Annotated in this window: 15 protein-coding genes; 3 read left to right on the plus strand and 12 right to left on the minus strand. The window is 49.3% G+C overall.

The window, feature by feature from the left end; genetic code table 11:
• Positions 1-21 precede the first annotated feature (21 nt).
• The 9 genes from DYD62_RS02670 to DYD62_RS02710 form a co-directional block, all read right to left on the minus strand.
• Positions 22-360, minus strand: coding sequence for a hypothetical protein (locus DYD62_RS02670; RefSeq protein ID WP_132038600.1), 339 nt, complete (start codon positions 358-360; stop codon positions 22-24).
• Positions 361-396: 36 nt separating this feature from the next.
• Entirely contained in the window at positions 397-912 is a 516-nt protein-coding gene (locus tag DYD62_RS02675; RefSeq protein ID WP_115225951.1) for a GNAT family N-acetyltransferase, read from the minus strand.
• Positions 913-937: 25 nt separating this feature from the next.
• Complete coding sequence (locus DYD62_RS02680; RefSeq protein WP_115225952.1) at positions 938-1,684, minus strand: substrate-binding periplasmic protein; 747 nt, start codon at positions 1,682-1,684, stop codon at positions 938-940.
• A 302-nt stretch (positions 1,685-1,986) separates the two neighbouring features.
• Complete coding sequence (locus DYD62_RS02685; protein WP_115225953.1) at positions 1,987-3,375, minus strand: amidohydrolase; 1,389 nt, start codon at positions 3,373-3,375, stop codon at positions 1,987-1,989.
• A gap of 586 nt (positions 3,376-3,961) precedes the next feature.
• Positions 3,962-4,396, minus strand: a complete 435-nt coding sequence (locus tag DYD62_RS02690; RefSeq protein ID WP_115225954.1) for a DUF2846 domain-containing protein — start codon at positions 4,394-4,396, stop codon at positions 3,962-3,964.
• A gap of 633 nt (positions 4,397-5,029) precedes the next feature.
• A complete protein-coding gene (locus DYD62_RS02695; RefSeq protein ID WP_115225955.1) occupies positions 5,030-6,169 on the minus strand; it encodes a TonB family protein in 1,140 nt (379 codons plus the stop codon).
• On the minus strand, positions 6,169-6,750 hold the full coding sequence (locus tag DYD62_RS02700; RefSeq protein ID WP_115225956.1) for a biliverdin-producing heme oxygenase: 582 nt from the start codon (positions 6,748-6,750) through the stop codon (positions 6,169-6,171). Before DYD62_RS02700 ends, DYD62_RS02695 begins: the two co-directional genes overlap by 1 nt.
• 109 nt (positions 6,751-6,859) lie before the next feature.
• Entirely contained in the window at positions 6,860-9,766 is a 2,907-nt protein-coding gene (locus tag DYD62_RS02705) for a TonB-dependent receptor (protein WP_165928583.1), read from the minus strand.
• A gap of 185 nt (positions 9,767-9,951) precedes the next feature.
• Positions 9,952-12,858: a TonB-dependent receptor gene (locus DYD62_RS02710; protein WP_165928584.1), complete on the minus strand. Its 2,907-nt coding sequence runs from the start codon at positions 12,856-12,858 to the stop codon at positions 9,952-9,954.
• 315 nt (positions 12,859-13,173) lie between these two features.
• On the opposite strand from DYD62_RS02710, the gene DYD62_RS02715 reads away from it, so the two are divergent.
• Positions 13,174-14,805 carry a methyl-accepting chemotaxis protein gene (locus DYD62_RS02715; protein WP_115225959.1) on the plus strand — a complete coding sequence of 544 codons (1,632 nt, stop codon included), beginning with the start codon at positions 13,174-13,176 and terminating at the stop codon, positions 14,803-14,805.
• Positions 14,806-14,839: 34 nt separating this feature from the next.
• Here DYD62_RS02715 and DYD62_RS02720 read toward each other — a convergent pair whose 3' ends face one another.
• Positions 14,840-15,811, minus strand: a complete 972-nt coding sequence (locus DYD62_RS02720; protein ID WP_115225960.1) for a FecR family protein — start codon at positions 15,809-15,811, stop codon at positions 14,840-14,842.
• Positions 15,808-16,293 carry an RNA polymerase sigma factor gene (locus DYD62_RS02725; protein ID WP_115225961.1) on the minus strand — a complete coding sequence of 162 codons (486 nt, stop codon included), beginning with the start codon at positions 16,291-16,293 and terminating at the stop codon, positions 15,808-15,810. Before DYD62_RS02725 ends, DYD62_RS02720 begins: the two co-directional genes overlap by 4 nt.
• Before the next feature lie 217 nt (positions 16,294-16,510).
• Between DYD62_RS02725 and DYD62_RS02730 the strand changes: the two genes are divergently transcribed.
• Both DYD62_RS02730 and DYD62_RS02735 read left to right on the plus strand, forming a co-directional pair.
• Positions 16,511-17,308, plus strand: a complete 798-nt coding sequence (locus DYD62_RS02730; protein WP_115225962.1) for a MerR family transcriptional regulator — start codon at positions 16,511-16,513, stop codon at positions 17,306-17,308.
• Between the two features lie 115 nt (positions 17,309-17,423).
• Positions 17,424-18,911, plus strand: a complete 1,488-nt coding sequence (locus DYD62_RS02735; RefSeq protein WP_115225963.1) for a glycoside hydrolase family 13 protein — start codon at positions 17,424-17,426, stop codon at positions 18,909-18,911.
• Positions 18,912-18,977: 66 nt separating this feature from the next.
• On the opposite strand, the gene DYD62_RS02740 is transcribed toward DYD62_RS02735, so the two are convergent.
• Positions 18,978-20,033, minus strand: coding sequence for a M35 family metalloendopeptidase (locus tag DYD62_RS02740; RefSeq protein ID WP_115225964.1), 1,056 nt, complete (start codon positions 20,031-20,033; stop codon positions 18,978-18,980).
• Positions 20,034-20,128: the final 95 nt, after the last annotated feature.

The raw sequence follows: 20,128 nt of genomic DNA on the forward strand, positions 1-20,128 counted from the left end.
CTTATCCTTTTGGGCGGGTGATTAGCTTTTCGGCATAATTATAAAAGAGGCGACAATAATGAATAGTAAAAGAATGAGCAACCAGCCTGTTAGCCGTGTGGCTTTGCATAATTTCTGATGGTATTGGCTGGGCAGCTGCTGCACGATATCAGATCTGATTAGTGGCGGAATAATGTGCAGTGCCTGAAATTCAATCCCAATATTTGAATCCATTGCCCCGTTGTTGGCCGACAGCAGTTGTGGGTAGGAATCTTTAAAAATAGTGTGTAAATGGCAGCACAAATATAAATACACAAACAGCACTGGCAATACGGATAAAAAGCAGGCGGGCAAAATATAATTATTCAGAATATCAAGCATAAAGGCCCCGGGTGGCATGAATGATGAATTGCTGATTTAAACATTGGGCTGAATGAACTTGTAGTAATACACGGTGGGGCGCAGCTCACCATTGGGGCTTTTTGCATAGTCCGGTATGCTGCCTGCTGCTTTCCAGCCTGAATGCAGGTAGATTAATTCTGCATCTGAGCCAGCTTCGGTATCGAGTACCAGCAGGCTGCGGCCAAGCTGAAATGCAAAGTTTTCCGCCGCTTTCATTAATTTGCTGGAAACACCCTGGCCGCGATATTCGCGCAATACAAATAGCTTTTGAATCTCGGCACGGTGCTGGCCGTTTTGTTTGCCACATAATGCTAATTGCACCGACCCGACTATTTTTTCGTCTTTAATCGCGACCCATAAATAAAGACCGCTTTGCAGTGCAGGAAAAACCTGCTGCCAGTATTGATTCGCATCCTCCATAGAGAGCGGGGCAAGAAAGCCGACCGATGCGCCACCATCCACGGCATCCTTTAACAGGCTGCAAAGGCCAGGAATTAAAAAGGCATCGCCAGGCTGAACAAGGGAAATCATCGCAGATCGCTTTTAATGATGAGTTTTAATTTTGAAAATCAGAGATATATTTTTGTCTTAGCCTGTCTAAGCGGCCATCTTTACGAATTGTATTTAATGCTCTGTTCATTTTACGCAAAATAGCAGAAGGTGTGCGAAGGCTGATGCCATACCAATAGTCTGTTTGTCCTGCGACCAGCTGTACAGGCACTATTTCGTTTTTTATACCTAATTTTTCTGCATTGTATGCTGCAGCCCAATTAAGAGAAAGCAGCAGATCGAACCGGCCATGCTTTAATTTACGCATATTGTTTTCATCATCGCTTGCTAAATCAAGCTGATCAAAACCCTGTCGTATTAAACTTCTGGCTGCTGCGGATTCACGGACCACACCAATATGATAAGCGCGTGCATCATCTAATTTATTAACCACAATATCTTTACGTTTTGCCAGCTTGTAAAGCAGGATGCGCCGCGAGCTGATCGGGCCCAGCCACTGAAATTGCCCTTCACGCTCTGGCGTGCGCACCATAGAATAAATCAGCGTATTCGCTTCTTTTTGCGCCCGGCTATAGGCCCGAGGCCATGGCAGTATTTCTTTTTTTAGAGTGATGCCAGAATCAAGGGCAATTAAATCCAGTAATTCAGTTGAAAACCCGGTTACTTTTCCATCCTGTTCGTAATTAAGAGGCGGCAAATATTCGGTTAATGCATTAAGCTGTTCTGCCGCCTGAGCATAAATACTGATGTGTAAAATAATAATAAAATAATATATTTTCTTATAAATAACCATATTGACTCATAAAGTACCACCCCCTTAGCAGGGGAATGAGCCTTATTTTATTCTATAAAGATGATAAGTTAATGACTGAGTGTAGCTGTGCTAGGCTATCTGCACCATGTTCATCATAGGGATACTGAAGTCATACGAGAGTGAAGCCTCGAAAAACCAATCATTTGCCATCATATGGCATTTTTCATTAAGTAATATCATTACTTATCAAATATTTTTATTAAATGATATTTATTGTTTTTGTGTTATTTAGGTTGCATGTGTGCGGGAATGGGCTACTGCCCATGCCCGCACTTTTGCTATTAATTAACCGTATTTTTTGATGTGTTTTGTTTTGCCATAATACTCAGCACTGCAACGCTATTTACTTTTGCTCCAATTGGAATCGCGGCTAAATCAACAAAGAAATCCGGGTTGTGATTGGAATAAGGGAAGGGACGGCCCATTAATTGTGCTTCTTGAAAGAGCGCGGGGGGGGCTACACCTACCAGCATAAATACATAGGGAGTATTGAGGGGTTTAAATGCTTCCTGAAAGTCTTCTGACCCCATCACAGCAGGGAAATGATCAATCACCTTGCCCTTGCCCATCAGCGCTTCAAGTGAAGGATTAATACGGCTAACTAATAGCTTGTCATTGATCAGTGGCCCAGAGTTGCCTTTCATGACGCGGGTTGGCATTTTTTCTGCACTTACCCCTGCCGCAATTGCCACGCCTTTATTGATTTCATCAATTCGCTTTAGCATCTGTGTGCGCACTTCAGGCGTAAACCAGCGCAGATTCAGCTTCAGTACTGAGGTTTCAGGAATCACATTATTATCGCGGCCAGTGACGATAGAGCCGACTGATAATACAGCGGCAGCCTGTGGATCAAGATTGCGGCTCACAATCGTTTGATAGGCCAGCACCGCTTGTGATGCCATGACTACCGGATCGATCGTCATTTGTGGGGTGGAGCCATGGCCGCCAAGGCCATTAAAGGTGATGTCGAGTTGATCGACGCCCGCCATGCGTACCCCCGGGGAGCTGGAAATCACGCCAACTGGCCCTGGAGCGGTATGGGTACCAAAGGCGAAATCAGGCTTGGGAAAGCCGCGCTCCCAGAGTTTATCGTCCACCATGGCTTGCGCGCCTAGGCCGACTTCTTCTGCGGGCTGGGCATAAACCACCAGCGTGCCAGACCAGTCAGACTTTAGTGCCGCCATCGTTTTGGCAAGGCCTAGCATCCAAGTTACGTGCGCATCGTGGCCACAGGCATGCATGACATCGATTTCACTACCATCGGCTTGTTTTTGTTTGGCTTTGGCGGCATAGGGTAGGCCGGTGGTTTCACGTACCGCGTTGGAATCCATATCAGCACGGAACCATACCGTTGGCCCCTCACCATTTTTAAGCACGCCCACAACGCCGGTTTTTCCTATGCCCTCAGTCACGCTAAAGCCCAAGGCTTTCAGCTCCTTACTCACAATGCCTGCCGTACGGGTTTCGGTAAAGGCCAGCTCTGGGTGCTGGTGCAGGTCTTTAAAAATGTGGGTTAGCCTTGCTGTATCTGCATCTACTGCCGAATTCACTTTACTAATCAGTGCAGCGGCAATGGCTTCTTTCGCAACAGGCGCATCTGCGGCCATCAAGGGGGCTGCAGATAGTAAAACACTGATCGCAAGCGGGAGGAGCTTTTGAGTAAGGGTCATGGTGTTCCTTGGCCGGGGAGTAGACATGATTCAGCATAAGTGCTTTTTAAGGGCAAAACTTTGTCCTAGTTTAAACAAGAGCAAATTTTAATGCGAGTTTTATGAAAGAATTTGTAAGAAATTGTCGAGGAGAGTGTTTGAAGTGCCGTGTGTTATGCCTCGTTTTGGAACAGGGGCTCAGGCTTTTATGGTGTGGTTTATTTTGAGGGGGCGCGAATATAACGTTGCCAAGTGCTTAGTTTTTTGGAGGAGCGCCATAGGCCTGTTTTAGTTAAGTCTCTGATTGCTATTCCAAAATAAAAAAACCGATTCTATAAAGATGCCAAGTTAATGATTGGGCAGACCTGCGACTGGCAAATTTACTGTTAAAGCTTTTGCAAAATTATCACTCAATCTTATACACGCCATAATGTGGTTTTACATTGGGTACAGATTGTTGTCTGAGTTTTATCCATCTGCTCTCGGCACATCATAATCATGCTGAATTTAAAGTAAAGAATTGAGGTGTGGTTTTAATCAGTGTTTTTCTGAATGCCATGCAGTAATCCAGATTTTGCCACGGTTTATGGCAAAATCTGGCGGCGGATTATTTAGTAATTGCCAAGGTTGTTTCTAGAACACCTTTTTTTCCTTCTGCTTCATTCACTAAGTTCAGCTTATTGCGTGCATATAGCAGCCCCATTTTTACTTCTTGCCAAACATAAATTAAAGTACCAGGTTTTGCTTCAATTTCAAGTGTCTCTGTGTTTTCAGCTTTAGAAACAATACTATGTTTGCCTGGCTCTACTTCTTTGTACAGATATGTTTTTGCTGCTGTTTTGCCTAGTTCTTTACCATCGAGCTCAACATCCATTGTAACTGCAGCACCCATTGATTCGTTTCGGAAAATATAGAGGCCAGCTTTATCTGCAGGTACAGTAAATGTTTTTAATGCGATATCTTGCTTTGTATCACCTTTAGGAACAGAGGCACAACCAACTAAGCCAGAAAGAATCACTGCAGCAAGTAATAATTTTTTCATCAGACTTTCTCTTTAATAGGCAAATATTATTTAAATTTTAATATTTAAATAAACAAGGAGTGGTTAAATAAATATGAAACATATTCTCTACAGACTGAGTGGATATTCTATCGTCATTTTTTTCTTTCGTCGATAGAAAGATTTTTGTCTGATCAATTATTATCAATTTGTATATGCAATAGAGGCTTGGGTGGGCTTTTTGCGTCATTTTATGTTTTATTGGCGTGCTGGTATGGATACGGCTCATGGCAGCGTTAATTACTCCAAAAACAATTCGGTCAGTGCCTGCTGCTTATTCGCCATGGCCCTGTTCATGTGAGTGGCCAAAGCAGGTGGCAAGGAGGCGTAACAATTTTGTAGCCTCTGCTGCCAGTTCAATGGGTGGGACGGTCACAACAAATCGCTGGTTCAGTGTCATTTTGATATGGGAGCAACAATGCTAGAGCAGCCTGTCGGATTTGAGACTGTCGCTACTGCGAAAATACCGGATTTGGCCATATTTCGAGCTTTTTATCGTTAAATAGCCCGCTATTCGCCTCAAAAAACCTCAAAATCTGTTTCAAACCGGATGTTTTCTCGCTACGGACGCTCAAGTCCGACAGGCTGCTAATTAAATTAACTGCTGTATTTCTCTCAATTTGCAATAAAAAACTCAAACGGCACCAGTAGTTCCAGCTCATCTGGCCGATCGGCGGGGATGCGGGGTAGGGGGGCTGCTCGGTTGAGGGCTTCCATGGCGGCTTTGTCGAGTGCGGGCACGCCGGAGCTGCGCTCTAGTTTGGCACTGAGCACTTGGCCTTCTCGATTAATCATCATTCGCAAATAAGCCACGCCTTCGTCGCCTCGCATACGGGCGGCGGTGGGGTAGCGGCGAAAGCGCTCTAGGCGGGCCAGCACTTTGCCTTCCCAGCTATTGCTGCCCCCGCTGGCCTGTTGATTAGAGGCCGGTGGTGCGGGCGGGGCGGCGGCGATGGCTGCTGTTTTATTTAGCGGGCCTGTTTCTTTGCTGGCCGAAGTTTCCGTGGTTTTGGGCTGAGCGGCGGCGGCAAGCGGCGATTCAGCCTGTGTTTTGCTCACAATACTGGGTTGTGGCTGGGTTTGTGGCGTGGGTTTGCTGTCTTTTGGGGCAGGCGCCGGGGCTTGTTTCGCAGCGGCTTTGCTGACCTTTCTGGCTTCGTGTTGCTCAAGCGGAACAGCAGGCGCAGGTGCTGTGGCTTCTAAAAGCGTTACTTCTATTTGCTCACTTTCATGCTGCGGACGAGGGGGCGTGCTGGTCCAGTTGCTGACAAAATAGCTGAGCAGGCCAAGGTGTAATAAGAAGCTGATGGCCAAGCTGCGCCTGATTCCTGATGTGGGTTTTGCAGGGCAGCCAGCAGGGCTGCCCGCCTCTTCAATGGTTGAGGGGCGGCGGATCAGATAAATAGCCACGATCAGCTCGCAAACTGCCACGCCCGCCACCACCCACCTTGGGGCGGGGGTGAGGGCGAGGATGATCAGCCCCAGCATCATGCCTAGGCAGGCTGATATTTTGGCGCTTTTGGGCACAAGGCGGTTGGCCCGCCAAGCGCGCAGAGAGGCACCAAAACGCGGATGCTGCAGCAGCCATTGCTCAAACTTAGGCGACGATTTGCTAAAACAAGCCAGCGCCATCAGTAAAAAAACCGTGGTGGGCATCACGGGCAGCATCGCGCCGATAATGCCGAGCACCACCATTAGGCACCCCAGAATGGTGTAACCCCAGCGTAATGGTGCGTGCAGTCCGCCTTGATGCATTAATACACCTGATCCAAATGATTATTCATGCGTGTGAAAGCGGCTTTGGCTCCGGCCACCATACGCGCTTCTTCTTCCTCTGAGAGTAGTACACCATCAAGCACCGCAGTAAATTCGCGCCAGTTTTTAGCGCGGCCTTCTGGTGCGCCTGCCAGATGGCGGGCTCCAAATGTTTCGGACATCCCGAGCGCACCGGCCATTTTTAATAAAATCGCCGCGCCGAGTTTAGAGCCTTCGGTGACATACATCCAGCCCAAAGCAGTGGGAATATCTTGCTTATGCGCAAGCGTTGGCAAAGTATCGTGCGCTGGCAGTGCGCGTTTCAGATCGCTGATATCTGCCGCGATGCGGTCATAGCGGCGGCGCTCGGCCAGATCCGGGAAAAGGGCAGCCAGATCCGGGTTGTCGTAAAGGGGATCGCAATCTCTTAAAAAGCCGTACTGGGCAATCAGAAAACGTGCGTAGTTGTCTTCGCTGGCAAAAGGCTTATTGGCCATGATGCGCTTATCCAGCTGATCGTGTGTGTCTGTGGTTAAGGCTTTAAGTTGTTGAGTACGGCTCAGTTCGGCTACAGCATTCATAGTGGTGTATTTGCTCAGGTAATAAAAAACGGGGTTAAAAAAATCTATTTTGGGAAAAACGGTGCTGACGCGTGCGGCTAGGGCTTTGCCCGCCGCACGGGCATGCTTGTTAAAACTTCATTCCCAAAGACATCCTTACTGTGCGGCCCGGGCCCGGCATCAGGCTGAGCGAGAGCGGATCAAGGTAGTAACGATCGGTGGTGTTATCGATGGTCATATCGACTTGGGTATCGGCGTTGATTTTGTAGCTGGCAAATAGATCCACTAGGCTGTAGGGCAGGGTTTTAACCTGCACTGCGGTGCCGCTGGAATGCTGCCAAGTTGCATCTGGGTCTGAGGTATTTAAAGGGCCACTGACATAACTAGCACGCAAACCCATCGTGAGTTTCTGGTCGAGTAAACGTGTGCCAAAGGTGGCATTGCTGCTGATTTTTGGCGGAATCATATTGCTGACATAAGATGAGGTGAAGCCAACTGGCGAGCAGTCAGGCGTTGCACTCATATTGGATGTGTATTGGGCCTTGGAGCGTAAATAGCCCGCCATTTTTGAATCGCAAATCATGGCTTTATGGTTGAGCGTGGTGGCTAATTCAGCAAAGAAATCACCCCTGTCGTATGACGATTGCAGCTCAAAGCCAGAAACGCTATAGCTGTCGATATTGGCCATAGAGAAATTCTGCTCCCAAGCTTTTTTGCCGGAAATCTGGATGCGGGTGATGTATTTATCCGTGGTGTTATTAAAGTAAGCCACTTTCAGGCGCAACTTATCTTCTGCGCTAAATACACCATCTTTAATAAAGCTAATCCCTGTTTCCCAGTTTTTGCTGTGCTCAGGCTCGAGCGGCGAAGAGAATGTCGCCGAGAAGCCAACGGTAGATTCATACAGGCTAGGCATGCGCAGGCCTTCGGTGTAGCGCAGATAGCTGCTGATGTTGTCGCTCAGTTTAAAAGTCAGGCCAAATGCAGGCGCAAAGCCGCTGCCTTCACGCTCTATCGGTGCGCTGCGGCTGAATGCGCCGGGAATCTCGTTGTGAAAAACCATATCGTCGACAGTGGATTCGTGCACCTGGCTGCGACTGATTTCTACCGGGTCTTCGTCTTTGTCATGCTCCAGCACAATCGTGCTGGCTTTAAGTGGATTTGTTGCATCACTAAACTGGCCGTTCTGATCCTGATGCCATAAAACTGTACCAATCTGATTGCTCTGGTCGTCGTACAAGTACATCCGTTTCCAGCCCAGTGGTTCTTCAAGTTGGGTGGCCGTGGTATTTCTGTCCTTGCTGCGATAGCGCAAATAGCGGCCACCGGCTTCTACGGTCAGCCAGTCTGAGGGCTGCCACAGCATATTCAGAAAGGCGCTTTCTTCATGACGCGTGCCGCTGCGTAAGTTGCGGTTATGATTGATATCATCCATATCGATCTTTACACGGTCGGAAGGGGCGATATCTTCTTTTTGCAGCGAAAAGCCATAGTTCAGGCTGAAAGCACCGTAGGCACTATCAAAGCGCGAGGTATTGCTTAAATCTGCGCCATAGCGCTGCGATTGGTTTTTCGCCAGATAGAGTGTTTCTACACATTGCTCGCATTCGTGTTCCCAGCTGGTGGGCTTGCCTTCGTGCGGGTTGCGGAAAACATCGCCATTGCGGGCGGCGCTTTCCATATCGGTGTGCCACAGATTGGCTTTTAGATTAATCAGCGGATTATCAGCAGGCTGATATTTATAGCGGGCCGTCCAGGCATCGGTGCTGACTTCGCTTGGCTTCCATTGCTTGATAATGCCGGTGCTATTACGCAAAATTTGCGAAGGCATGATTTCGCCATAAGCACTTTTAAAGTAGCGGTAGCTCAGCTCTAAGGCCTGATCATTGCTCAGGTTTAGGGTGGTTTTTAACAGGGCAGAATCGGTGGTATTTGAGGTATTTAAAACCTCGTCTCCAGCATGATAGAAGCGGGTGATGCCATCATCATCGCCATTTTCATCGATATTCTGGTAGCTGCTGAAGCCATTTTTACCTGCAAAATAATTGCCGGTACGGCGATGGCTGATGGCGGCAATCAGATCAAAATCATCCTGACGTGTTGCATAGGCAAGGCTCAGAAAACCGCTGCGCGGGTCTAGGATATTGTTGCGGTCTGTGCGCGGCGTGGTTTCAAAATGAGTGGGGGCTTCTTTGCTATTGTCCTGTAGGCCCGTGCGGATTCTGAAACCGCTACGCTCACCCGGCTTTAAAATATCTTCAGTACGCAATGTTTGCATGCTGACTAGGCCGCCAATCGCGCCTGCGCCTTCAGCGCCCATGCTTGGGCCTTTGGCGATATTGATTTCGCTGATCAGCTCAGGATCGATATAACTGCGATCGGCAACTCCAGCGTAGCCTCGGTAAACGGTAGAGGATTGCAGGCTGCCATCAATCAGTACGGGCACACGGCCCTGGCCCTGCATGCCACGGATATTGACATCCACTGCGCCGCTATTGCGTGCATCGCCTACAACCACACCCGGTGTGCCTTTTAAAATATCGGCAGGGGATGTGCCACGGAAGCGATCAATGTTTTCCCGGCTGATATGGGCGGAAGAGCCCGGCTTAATATAGGGGCGGTCATGGGCTTCTATCTGCTCGTCGCTTAAAAACGCCGCTGCCGCGCCACTGACTTTAACCGCGCCAATGGCAACGGCCTTATCAGCTTGCGGCTCCTGCTTTAAAACAATGGTGCCATCGCTGTTTATTTCTGCACGCAAACCGCTGCCGCTCAGTAGTTGGCGTAGCGCATCACGCAGGCTGTAGTTGCCTTTAAGTGCCGTGCTTTGTCGCCCTGCGGTGAGCCTAGCATCCACGAGCAGCACCATGCCCGACTGGCGGGCCAGCTCGCCTAATGCGCTGCTCAGGGGCTGGGAGCTGATATTCAATTCAAACGCGGTGGGCTGGGCAGCAATGCCTTGTACTGGCATTGCAAATGCAAGGCTTAAGGCCAGAATTAATGGCCGGATCGCTGCGCGGCGGCAGAATGCTCTCATGGGATTAGGCCTCATTTGGTAGTGATTTTAAGAATCATTACCAAGTAAACGAATGAGGCTGATAAACCCTGACGTTGAAATGAAAATATTTTTTTAGCGGGCACGCGGATACGTACTGGCCCGTGTAAATAAGGACAGCTCTATGAAGGAGTGCCCTTATTTTGTTTAAGTTAAGAGGTATATTTTCAGAATTTAACGGCAAAAGACATCCGCACAGTACGCCCAGGCCCTGGCATCAGGCTGAGGGTGAGCGGGTCGAGGTAGTAGCGGTCAGTGGCGTTATCCACCGTCATATCTACGCGGGTATCGGCATTGATTTTGTAGCTGGCAAACAGATCCACCAAGGTGTAGGGCAGGGTTTTAATCTGCACTGATGTACCGGTGTAATTGGTCCAGATTTTGTCTTCAGTCACATTGAGCGGGCCACTGACATAGCTGGCGCGCAGGCCAAGCGTGAGCTTCTGATCCAAGAGGCGTGAACCAAAAGTACCATTTGCCATGAGTTTGGGCGGAATCATATTGCTGACATAAGACGTATTGAAGCCAACGGATGAGCAGTCAGGTGTTTCTCTGAATTCTGGCCAGTTTTCTCCTTTTTTCCGGTAATAGTCTGCCACTTTGGCATCGCAAATCATGCTCTTTTGATTCAGGGTGGCTGCTAACTCAGTAAAGAAATCACCTCGGTCATAGGAAGACTGGAATTCAAAGCCAGAGATGCTGTAGCTATCCATGTTAGCCATGGTGAAATTTTGCATCCCTGATTCGCCATTAAATTGGCTGCGGGTGATGTAGTTTTCGGTGTTGTTATTGAAATAGGCCACTTTAAAGCGCAGCTTATCTTCTGCTTTAAATGCGCCATCTTTTACAAAGCTAATACCGGCTTCCCAGTTTTTGCTGTGTTCAGGCTCTAGCGGCGAGGAGTAGCGTGCTGAAAATCCAACGGTGGATTCAAACATGCTGGGCATGCGCAGACCTTCGGTGTAGCGCAGATAAGTGCTGGTGGTATCGGTCAGCTTAAAGGTGGCACTGAATGCCGGGGCAAAACCGCCTCCGGAGCGTTCAATCGGTGCTGTACGGGTAAAGGCGCCTGGAATTTTGTCGTAATTCACAAGGCCGGTCGTGTCCCAATAGTCAACCTTGCTCAGATCGATTGGTTCGCCTTTTTCACCTTCGTTTTTAGGTATCAGGGTGCCCTTACCATTTTTTAATGGATTGGTCGCATCAGTAAACTCGCCATTCTCATCCTGACGCCAGATGGTGTAGCCAATTTCATTACCCTCTGCGTCCCACATATTAATATGTTGCCAGCCTGTTTTTTCCCGTATAGGGGAGGAAATCACATTGCGGTCTTTGCTGTTGTAATGGATATATCGCCCACCCGCTTCCAGTAAGAGGCGGTCGCTGGCCTGCCATTGCATATTTAAAAAAGCGCTTTGTTCATTGCGGATACCGCTGCGCAGCGTGTTGTTTTTATCGAAGTCTTCCTGAGTTTTTTTAACGCTATCGGCTGGGGCGATATCTTCTTTTTGTAAAGAAATGCCATAGTTCAATTGCACCGGCCCAAGGGACGTATCAAAGCGCGAAGTGTTGCTCAGATCCGCGCCATAGCGCTGGGCCTGGTTTTTAGCCAGATACACTACATCTACGCAAGCCTCACAATCACCATCACCAGGGTGTGGCTTGCCTTCTAGCGGGTTACTAAATACATCGCCATTGCGGGCGGCGGTTTGCATATCGGTGTACCACAGCCCCGCTTTCAGATTGACCAGCGGGTTATCAGCAGGGGCGTATTTATAACGGGCCGTCCATGCCTCGCTGCTGACTTCGCTTGCTTTAAAATCATGTAACACATTCGAGTCGCTGCGCCAGATTTGCGAGGGCATAATCTCGCCATAATTGCTCTTGTAATAGCGATAGCCCAGCTCTAAGGCTTGATCCTCGCTAAGACGGTAGGTCCCTTTGAGCAGGGCGGAGTTGCTGATATTGGAGGTGTTGAATACCTCATCCCCGGCGTTGTAAAACTGAGTTAGGCCTTCGTCTTTTCCCCACTCATTTATGTTCTGATAGCTGGTGTAGCCGTTTTTACCCGAGTAATAGTTACCGCTCTGGCGGTGGCTGATGGCTGCGACTAGATCGAAGTCATCTTCTTTCAGGGCATAGGCCAAGCTGATAAAACCATCACGCGGGTCCAGAATGCTGTTGCGATTGCTTCTTGGTGTGGCCTCATATTCATGACGCGCTTCCACACTATTGCTTTGTAAGCCGGTGCGCAGTCTGAAACCGCTGCGCTCGCCCGGCTTTAACACATCTTCAGGTTTTAGCGTGCTCATGCTTACTAAACCCCCAATCGCCCCCGTGCCTTCTGCGCCAAGGCTTGGGCCTTTGGTGATATTGATTTCGCTGATCATTTCCGGATCAATATAGCTGCGGTCTGCCACCCCAGAATAGCCACGATAAATGGTGGTGGTTTGCAAGCTGCCATCAATCAGCACGGGCACGCGGCCCTGGCCCTGCATGCCGCGAATATTGATATCCACTGCGCCGCTATTACGCGCATCGCCCACCACCACGCCGGGTGTGCCTTTGAAAATATCGGCAGGAGAAGTCCCACGGAAACGGTCAATATTTTCGCGGCTGATATGGGCGGAAGAGCCTGGCTTGAGATAGGGCCGGTCACTGGCTTCAATCTGCTCATCGTTTAAAAATCCTGCGGTCTCACCACTCACACGAACGGCCCCAATGCTCACCGTATTGCCGGTGGTGACAGGTACAGCTTTGATAATTATGGTGTCTTTGCCCTGAATATCGGCCCGTAAACCGCTGCCATTGAGTAATTGACGCAGCGCATCCCGCAGACTGTAGCTGCCTTTTAAGTCAGGGCTTTGGCGGCCCACGGTCAGCTTGGCATCGGCCAGCAATACCATGCCTGTCTGGCGGGCTAGCTCGTTAAGGGCGCTGCTCAGCGGCTGGGATGTGATATTTAATTCAATTGGGGCAGCTTGGGCTGCATAGCTGGCAGCAGGTGCTGTAAAGGCGAGGCTTAAGGCCAGTATCAAAGGGCGGATTGCCATGCGGCGGCTGGATGTTTGCATCGGGTAACACTCTCTCGCTTTAATAGTTTTAATAATCATTCTCAATTAAAACGAATGAAGCGACCTCACCCTGACGTAGCAAAAGAAAAATTTTGTATGGCCCTCAAGAGGGGCTAGTGGGGGAATGAAAGGATAGGGACCACCATTGCTTAGCATTTGATCAATTCTGTTGGCTTAATACTGACAACAAGATTTTCAACTACCCTTATGTGTGTTCTGTTTGGCTTAGCGAGTAACTGGATTTACGTTTCAGTAAAGGGGGCTGTTTGCATATGAAGTGATGCTTACTTTGAACACATAAACAGAGGCAAATTAATGGATTCCCTGAATAAAATTAAAATTGGTGTGCGATTAACGCTGGCTTTTATGGTGATGCTGGCGTTTATATTTATCCTCTTTCTGAGTGTTCGGGCCGGTTTATCCAGTATTGATCAGGCCATGCATCAAATTGTGCAGGTTGAGGCAAAAAAACAAAGCTTCACCGCTGAATTAGACCGGCATTCGCAAAATGCCGCTTTGTTATTGCTGCAAATTGTGACAACGCCCGAGCGTCTGGCTCGTGTGCCTCTCTATGCCGCGATGGATCTGGCAGGCAAGCAAGCCAGTGTTGCGTTTCAAAATTTGCAAAGTCTGCCTTGGTCTGGGGAAAGGGCTGCATCACTACAAAATTTAGTCACGCTGCGCGAAAAGTATCTTCAGGCTTTTACTGACACGGTTGATTTAATTGAGCTGGGAGATCAGGCCACGCTGGCCCAACAGTATGCCAGCCACACAGAGCCATCTTTGCATGCCTTGCTTAAAGGAACTGCTGAATTAGCCGCGATGCAGCAAACCAGCATGGCTGAAGAATTAGCTAGCGTATTGCAGCGTATGAGTGAGACGCGTTCATTACTCTGGATTTTGAGCCTGTGCGCTTTAGTGACCGGGCCCTTTTTTGCTTGGGCAGTGACGCGCAGCATTATTCGCCCGCTGGATCATGGTGTTGCAGCGATGGCGGGTATGGCCGCTGGCGATTTACGTTGCCAGCTGACCATAAATGGCCGTGATGAAACTGCCATGATGCTGATGCAAATGCAAAAAATGCAGACTAGTCTGGCCGCTATGGTGCTGGAGCTACGCGATTCGGCGAACCAAATTTCAAGCTCCGCACAGTCGGGCCAGCAGGGCGCTACAGACGTAGCGAACGGTGTAGCCAGCCAGCAGCTGGAGATTTCCCAGATTCATCGGGTGGTAGGAGATTTTGTCACTAAACTACATTTTGCTGAAAAAACGGCCTGTTCAGCCCAGCAGCAATCTCAGCACGCGGCCAGTTTAGCAGGACGGGGCCATCAGCTGATTGAAACCGCCTCGCGGGAAATTGCTGCGATTGCCGGAACTATTCAAAACAGTGCGGATGCCGTTGATGTTTTGCGGCAAAGGGCTAATTCGATGCGCACGATGATCAGTGCCGTCACCGAAATTGCCGAACAAACGAATATGCTGGCTTTAAATGCGGCGATTGAGGCAGCTCGTGCCGGTGAAGCTGGCCGAGGCTTTGCCGTTGTAGCGGACGAGGTAAGAAGGCTGGCGGATCGAACCTCTGGCGCTACCCGCGAAATCTATAGTGTGATTGAAGCGATGGATCAGCAAACCAGTGAGGCTATTTTTCAAATTGACCAAGGGAGAAATGAAATGGCGCGGGCGGTGGCAATGATCGGTGAAATTGTGGACCCCCTTACCCAATTACAGCAAGGGGCGAGCCAGGCCTCCGTGGATTTGGATCTTTTGAGTCAAAATATCTCCGAGCAAGTGGCTGAAAGCCAGGCGATTGCCAATAGTGTGGATGCAATTTCTCAATCCGCCGATAGTAATCTGCGTATTACTCAGCAAGCCAGCCAAGATAGCAGCCAGTTATTTGAAATCAGCCTGCAGTTACAAAAACAAATGCAGCGTTTTCGGCTGTCATAAATGGGGATCTTTAAATCATGGTGCTCTTGCAGGCTTAAGGTGCGCTTATTTCACCATTGTTGATTTTTACTGGCAAAACCTGCGGTAAAGCCTGAGTAAACTGTTGTAGTTTTTTAATCTCAAAGCTGCCGGATATACGCAGCCCGCCTATATCAGGATCAGAAATCCGCAGGCCGGTAGGGGTATAGCGTTCAAACTCGGCAATGGCATTGGCCAGCGTGGTGTTATCAAAGTTTAATCTGCCATGGCGCCAGCTGCCTACCGCTGCCGGAGCAATTGATTGCACAGGGCTCAATGCATTATTTGCCAGCGTGACCACTTCCCCAGCATGCAAAATCAGCCCGGGCAATGCGGCTGGTTTGGGCTGAACAGCCACCTTGCCAGACTGCACCGCAACCTGAATCTGCTTTTGGGTATTTCTGACTGAAAACTGTGTGCCCAGTACGCTGACTTTGGCTTGATCTGTGATGACATGAAAAGGCCTGCCTTTACTGACATGAAACATGGCTTGGCCTTTGATTAAACGGACTTCACGTTTATCTCGGTACAGCGCTATTTCTAGCTGGCTGTCGGTATCGAGTTCTACATGGCTGCCATCGGGCAAATATTGCTCTAGCATTTGCCCGCGTGCGGTTTGTACTTGCTGCTGGTAGCTGGGCAAGCTCAGCCACCAATAGCTACAGGCCAGTACCGATAGCGCACAGCCTGCAAGTAGGCGCGGCGTGAAATAAGCAGAAATCAGCTGCTTATAACGCTCACGCCTTGCCTTTGCGGCAAGTTGCTTGCGCTGCTTTGCAAAATGCTGGCTGCAAGAGGGGGGCATTTCACTGATCAGGCGATCGATGTTTTGCATGTCTTGCCATGCCTGCTGATGTGCCGGATGGCTGCTCAGCCATTCTTTAAAATGCAGTTTTTCAGCGGGGCAAAGCCCTTGTTCCTGACGTAACAACCATTGTGCTGCTGCGGTATCTGGATCAATCTGCGTCATCTCTGTTGAGCTGCTCATTTACCACCCCGCTCAGCCATGCCTTTTTTGCAGCTTACCATGGCGTTAATAATGTGTTTTTCCACCATATTAATCGAAATGCCCATCTGCTTAGCAATCTCCGCATGGCTTAAGCCCTCAAACTTATACAGTACAAAGGCTTCTTTGCTGCGCGGGGGCAAGCTATCAATCAGCTCCAGCAAAAGCTTCATTGACTGCCTGCCCGCAGCCCGGTGCTCCGGCTCATCGGCGCGGGAGGCGGGCAGCTCAACGTGTTCATAGTTATCATATTGGCGTGACTGATTCTGGCGGTATTGATCAATCACGATATTTTTAGCCGTGGTGTAGAGCAAAGCCCCTAAACCTGCCCCGCCATCCTGCGAAACCTGCTTACTGGCAAGCACCCGCGCATAAGCCTCCTGCACGACATCCTGTGCCTTATCGCGGCAGCCAATCGAGCGGGAAATAAACAGATGCAAATCGTGATAATAACGCTCAAACACCGAACACAACCCAAAGCAGAAAAGCGGCGAATCATACCGTTTGAAATGAAAGATAACAAGAATCATTATTGTTTATAACAATGACAAGTGGTTTGTAAGTTGGGGTAAGGCTGTGCACAAAAAAATGGTCGCTGCAAAAGGATATTTTTGAAATTGACCTCTTGACCTTGCCCCTGCGGGAAGGTTGATACTTAGGCATCTGCTTACGAGAACACCCATGCTTACAATTGGACAACTTGCCCGCTGCTATGGCCTGAGCACTAAAACGCTGAGGCATTACGACAGCATTGGTTTATTCAGCCCTGCGCTTACCGGCAGCGATAACGGCTACCGCTATTATCTGCCTGCCCAAGTCACAGAGCTGGGGCAGATTGTCCGGCTGCGCCAGTTTGGTTTGCCGCTGGAAGAAATTCGCCAGTTATGGCAAGGCGGTACAGATGATCAGGCTTTGCGCCAGCTATTACAGTCCCACTCTGAACGGCTGCAAAGTGAGATCAAAGATAAGCAGGAGCAGATCACCCAAATTCAGATTTACCTTAGCCAAGCCCAAAGGAGCCCTGCCGCTATGCAAACCCCTGAGATTATTACCCGTGCCGCTTTTCGTGTGATTGGCCTTGCATGGAGCCCTAAAGATGAAGGCAGTATCCCTGAGATGTGGGGGCGGTTTTTGCAACGTGAACATGAAATTGCTGATCTTCGCCCCGGCAGCAGCTATGGGCTTTGCCAGCCTTTAGCCGATGGGCAGTGGCGCTATCTGGCCGCACTGGAAGTAGCGGCAGATGCACCGGTTCCTGATGGCATGGTGGCGCTGGAAGTGCCAGAGCAACGCTATGCCCGCTTTGAACATATTGGCCCGGTAAGTGGCATTGCAGAGACTTTTCGATCCATTCACAGCAGCTGGCTGCCCGCTGCAGGGCTTAAAGCGCTTGATAGTATCGAGTTTGAATATATGGATCAGCGTTTTCTGGCCCCGGATCACCCGGATTCAGTGACGGAGCTATTTATTCCAATTTAATCAGATTCAGATGACTTAGCCGCGCAGGGCTGGGCTTTTTATTCAATAATCAAACCATCGTGCCCGCGTCAGTTTGCTGATAGGGTTTATTGTATTTTTCTTGCCCGAGCCCATTATGAAAACCACCCTAGATGCCGCCACCAAGCAAATGGCGAGTCAGATTATTTATCAGATTTTTCCTGAGCGTTTTGCCATCGGTGGCGCTCTTGCAAGTAGCGAGAAGCTGGCGCAGGCGGCGTATTCACATCCGGATGTGGTGAAACGGGGTTGGGACGACAGCACGCTGGATCAGCCATGGGGCATGCAGTTTTTTGGTGGTGATTTAGATGGCATTAGCGACAAGCTGGATTACCTGCAGGACTTGGGCGTCACCGGCGTGTATTTAACGCCGGTGTTCTCCGCGCCCAGTAATCATAAATACGATGCGGTGGATTTTTTTAGCATCGATCCTATGTTTGGCGGCGAGCCTGCCTTGCTGAGGCTGATTGAGGCATTACACGCCAAGGGCATGAGCCTGACGCTGGATGCGGTGCTCAATCATGTATCCGACAGCCATCCTTGGTTTTTGGCGGCTAAGGCAGGGGATGCAAGTAAGCGTGATTGGTTTAGTTTTAAAGACGATGGCAGTTATCTGTGCTGGCAGGATTATGGCCTGATGCCGGAGCTGAATCTGAGCAAGCCAAGCGTTCGCGATGTTTTATACCGCCAGCCAGATAGTTTGGTACAGCATTGGCTGGCCAAGGGCGTGGATAACTGGCGCTTTGATGTGGCGCAGGATGTGGGGATTGCCGTGGCTCAGGAAATGGCGGCCATTGTGGCACAGCGTTTCCCTCAGGCCGGCCTACTAGGCGAGCTGAATGGTTTTTCAGGCAGCTGGTTTGAGGCAGGTGGCGGCTTTAAAGGCATGATGAATTACTGGTATCGCACTGCCACGCTCGCCTGGCTGGCGGGGGAGATTGATGCGCTGCAAATGAATCATGCGCTGAAAGACGCCAGAGAAGCTTACGGCCTGAGCGGCTTGCTTTGCTCGTGGAATATGCTTTCCAGCCACGATACGCCAAGGCTGCTGACTACTGTGGGTAGCCTAGAAAAAGCGCAGCTGGCTATGATTATGCAGTTCACCTTACCCGGTATCCCGCTGATTTATTATGGCGAAGAAATCGGTATGGAAGGCGGGGCAGACCCGGATTGCCGCCGCCCCATGCGCTGGAATCAGGCCGATTGGAATCATGCACAGCGCCAGTTTGTGCAGCAGCTGATTGCGATTCGGCAGAATCATCCGGCGCTTCAGTACGGTGATGTGCAGGTATTGGGCGACAGGCTGGCAGGCAATGCGCTGGTGTTTTTGCGTGCAACTGAGGTGATTGGCGAGGCGGCTTTGGTGATTGTTAATTTATCTGATCGGCCATTACAAACCAGGCTGTTAATCCCTTACTCACACTGGTATGACGGCGTGCCTTTGCACGATGCGTTGGGTCATGCCGCGGATACCAAAGTGCAGGCAGGCAGCGTATTGCTGGATATTCCGGCGCAAGCTGCGGCGATCTATCTGCCCGGCGAGCCTTACCAGCATTACCGCTTTTTTAAAGCCAGAAATCGCTGAGTCTGGCGCTAAGTAAATACTTTAAGCGGATCAGCCAGACGCCTGATTGATCCGCCAGCACTTCAATTAAGGCAGGTTTGGTGTGTTTTCAACAAAATACTCGTGTGAATCGGCATTCATAATGGCTTTGGCCGGATCGCTGATGGCCAGCCTTTTAGCGCCGGATTGCCCATAAACATTGTCTTTTGTTGAAGCCACTGCATAAAAATGGCTCATTTCATGCACCAAAGTGCCGCCTTTAGAATCAGTTCCTGTCATCGGGGCTGTCCAGAAGGCGTTGCACACGTAAATTTTGTAAGGCTGGCTAGGGTAAACGTAGGCGAAGTAAGAATCTGTGCAGCCACAATCCACGGTCACCGGCTTATTTAAGAAAGCATCTTTAATCGCCACGTAATGCGCTTTGACTGTGGCGTAGCGTGATGAATCATATTTACCAAACCATGTGGAATAACGAGCGCTGCTCGCGCCCGTCGACATATAGTCATCACCGCTGGCCGACATGGTTTGCGCTGCGCTGAATGCTGTTTTTACCTGTGCAGATTGCGATGCGGAGCATTTATTAAAGGATAAGCTGCCTCCGGCAAGGCTGGGCTGGACGGGCTCACTGCTGATGGTGCCTCGTGGCAGGCTGCCATCTATCCATATCGAGATAGCATCTGACGGTGCAACGGCAGCTTCAGTACTTACAAAGCCTTTTGCATCGCTTGACGTACCAAGATGATATTGAATGGTGTAATTGCCCGTTACGCGCATATCGTAAAGTGCAGATAACTCCACTTTTTGCTGATAACTTGCACCGGGTTTTAATTCAAAGTAATCACTGGCTTTAGGTGCCGCGCGTTTTACCATGGGCCCAAGGTAATTGACTTTGATGCCATCACGATATACATCAAATAATTCGGTTTGTGCGGCAATAAAAGGGGTATGCCACTTTAAAATGTATTGTGGTGCTGATGAGGTGTTTTTCATCGTAACATTCACAAATACATCATCGCTTTCAACTAATGTGTTTTTGTCAGTGCTTAGGCTGACCTGTATCTCTTTAGATTCTGCACTGGCGCTAAAAGACAAAAAAGCTGCCAATATTGCGGCGCAGATCTTAAATCCATTTTTTATATTCATTCTTTACTCCAGATATTTAAATGACTGATTAAAACAAGGAATAAAACGCCGAGCACAGGCCTTTATCGCGCCAAAAATAACGCAATAGAAAGTTA

Origin of the sequence: Iodobacter fluviatilis (assembly GCF_900451195.1) — a bacterium.
In the GTDB taxonomy this organism is placed as follows: domain Bacteria; phylum Pseudomonadota; class Gammaproteobacteria; order Burkholderiales; family Chitinibacteraceae; genus Iodobacter; species Iodobacter fluviatilis.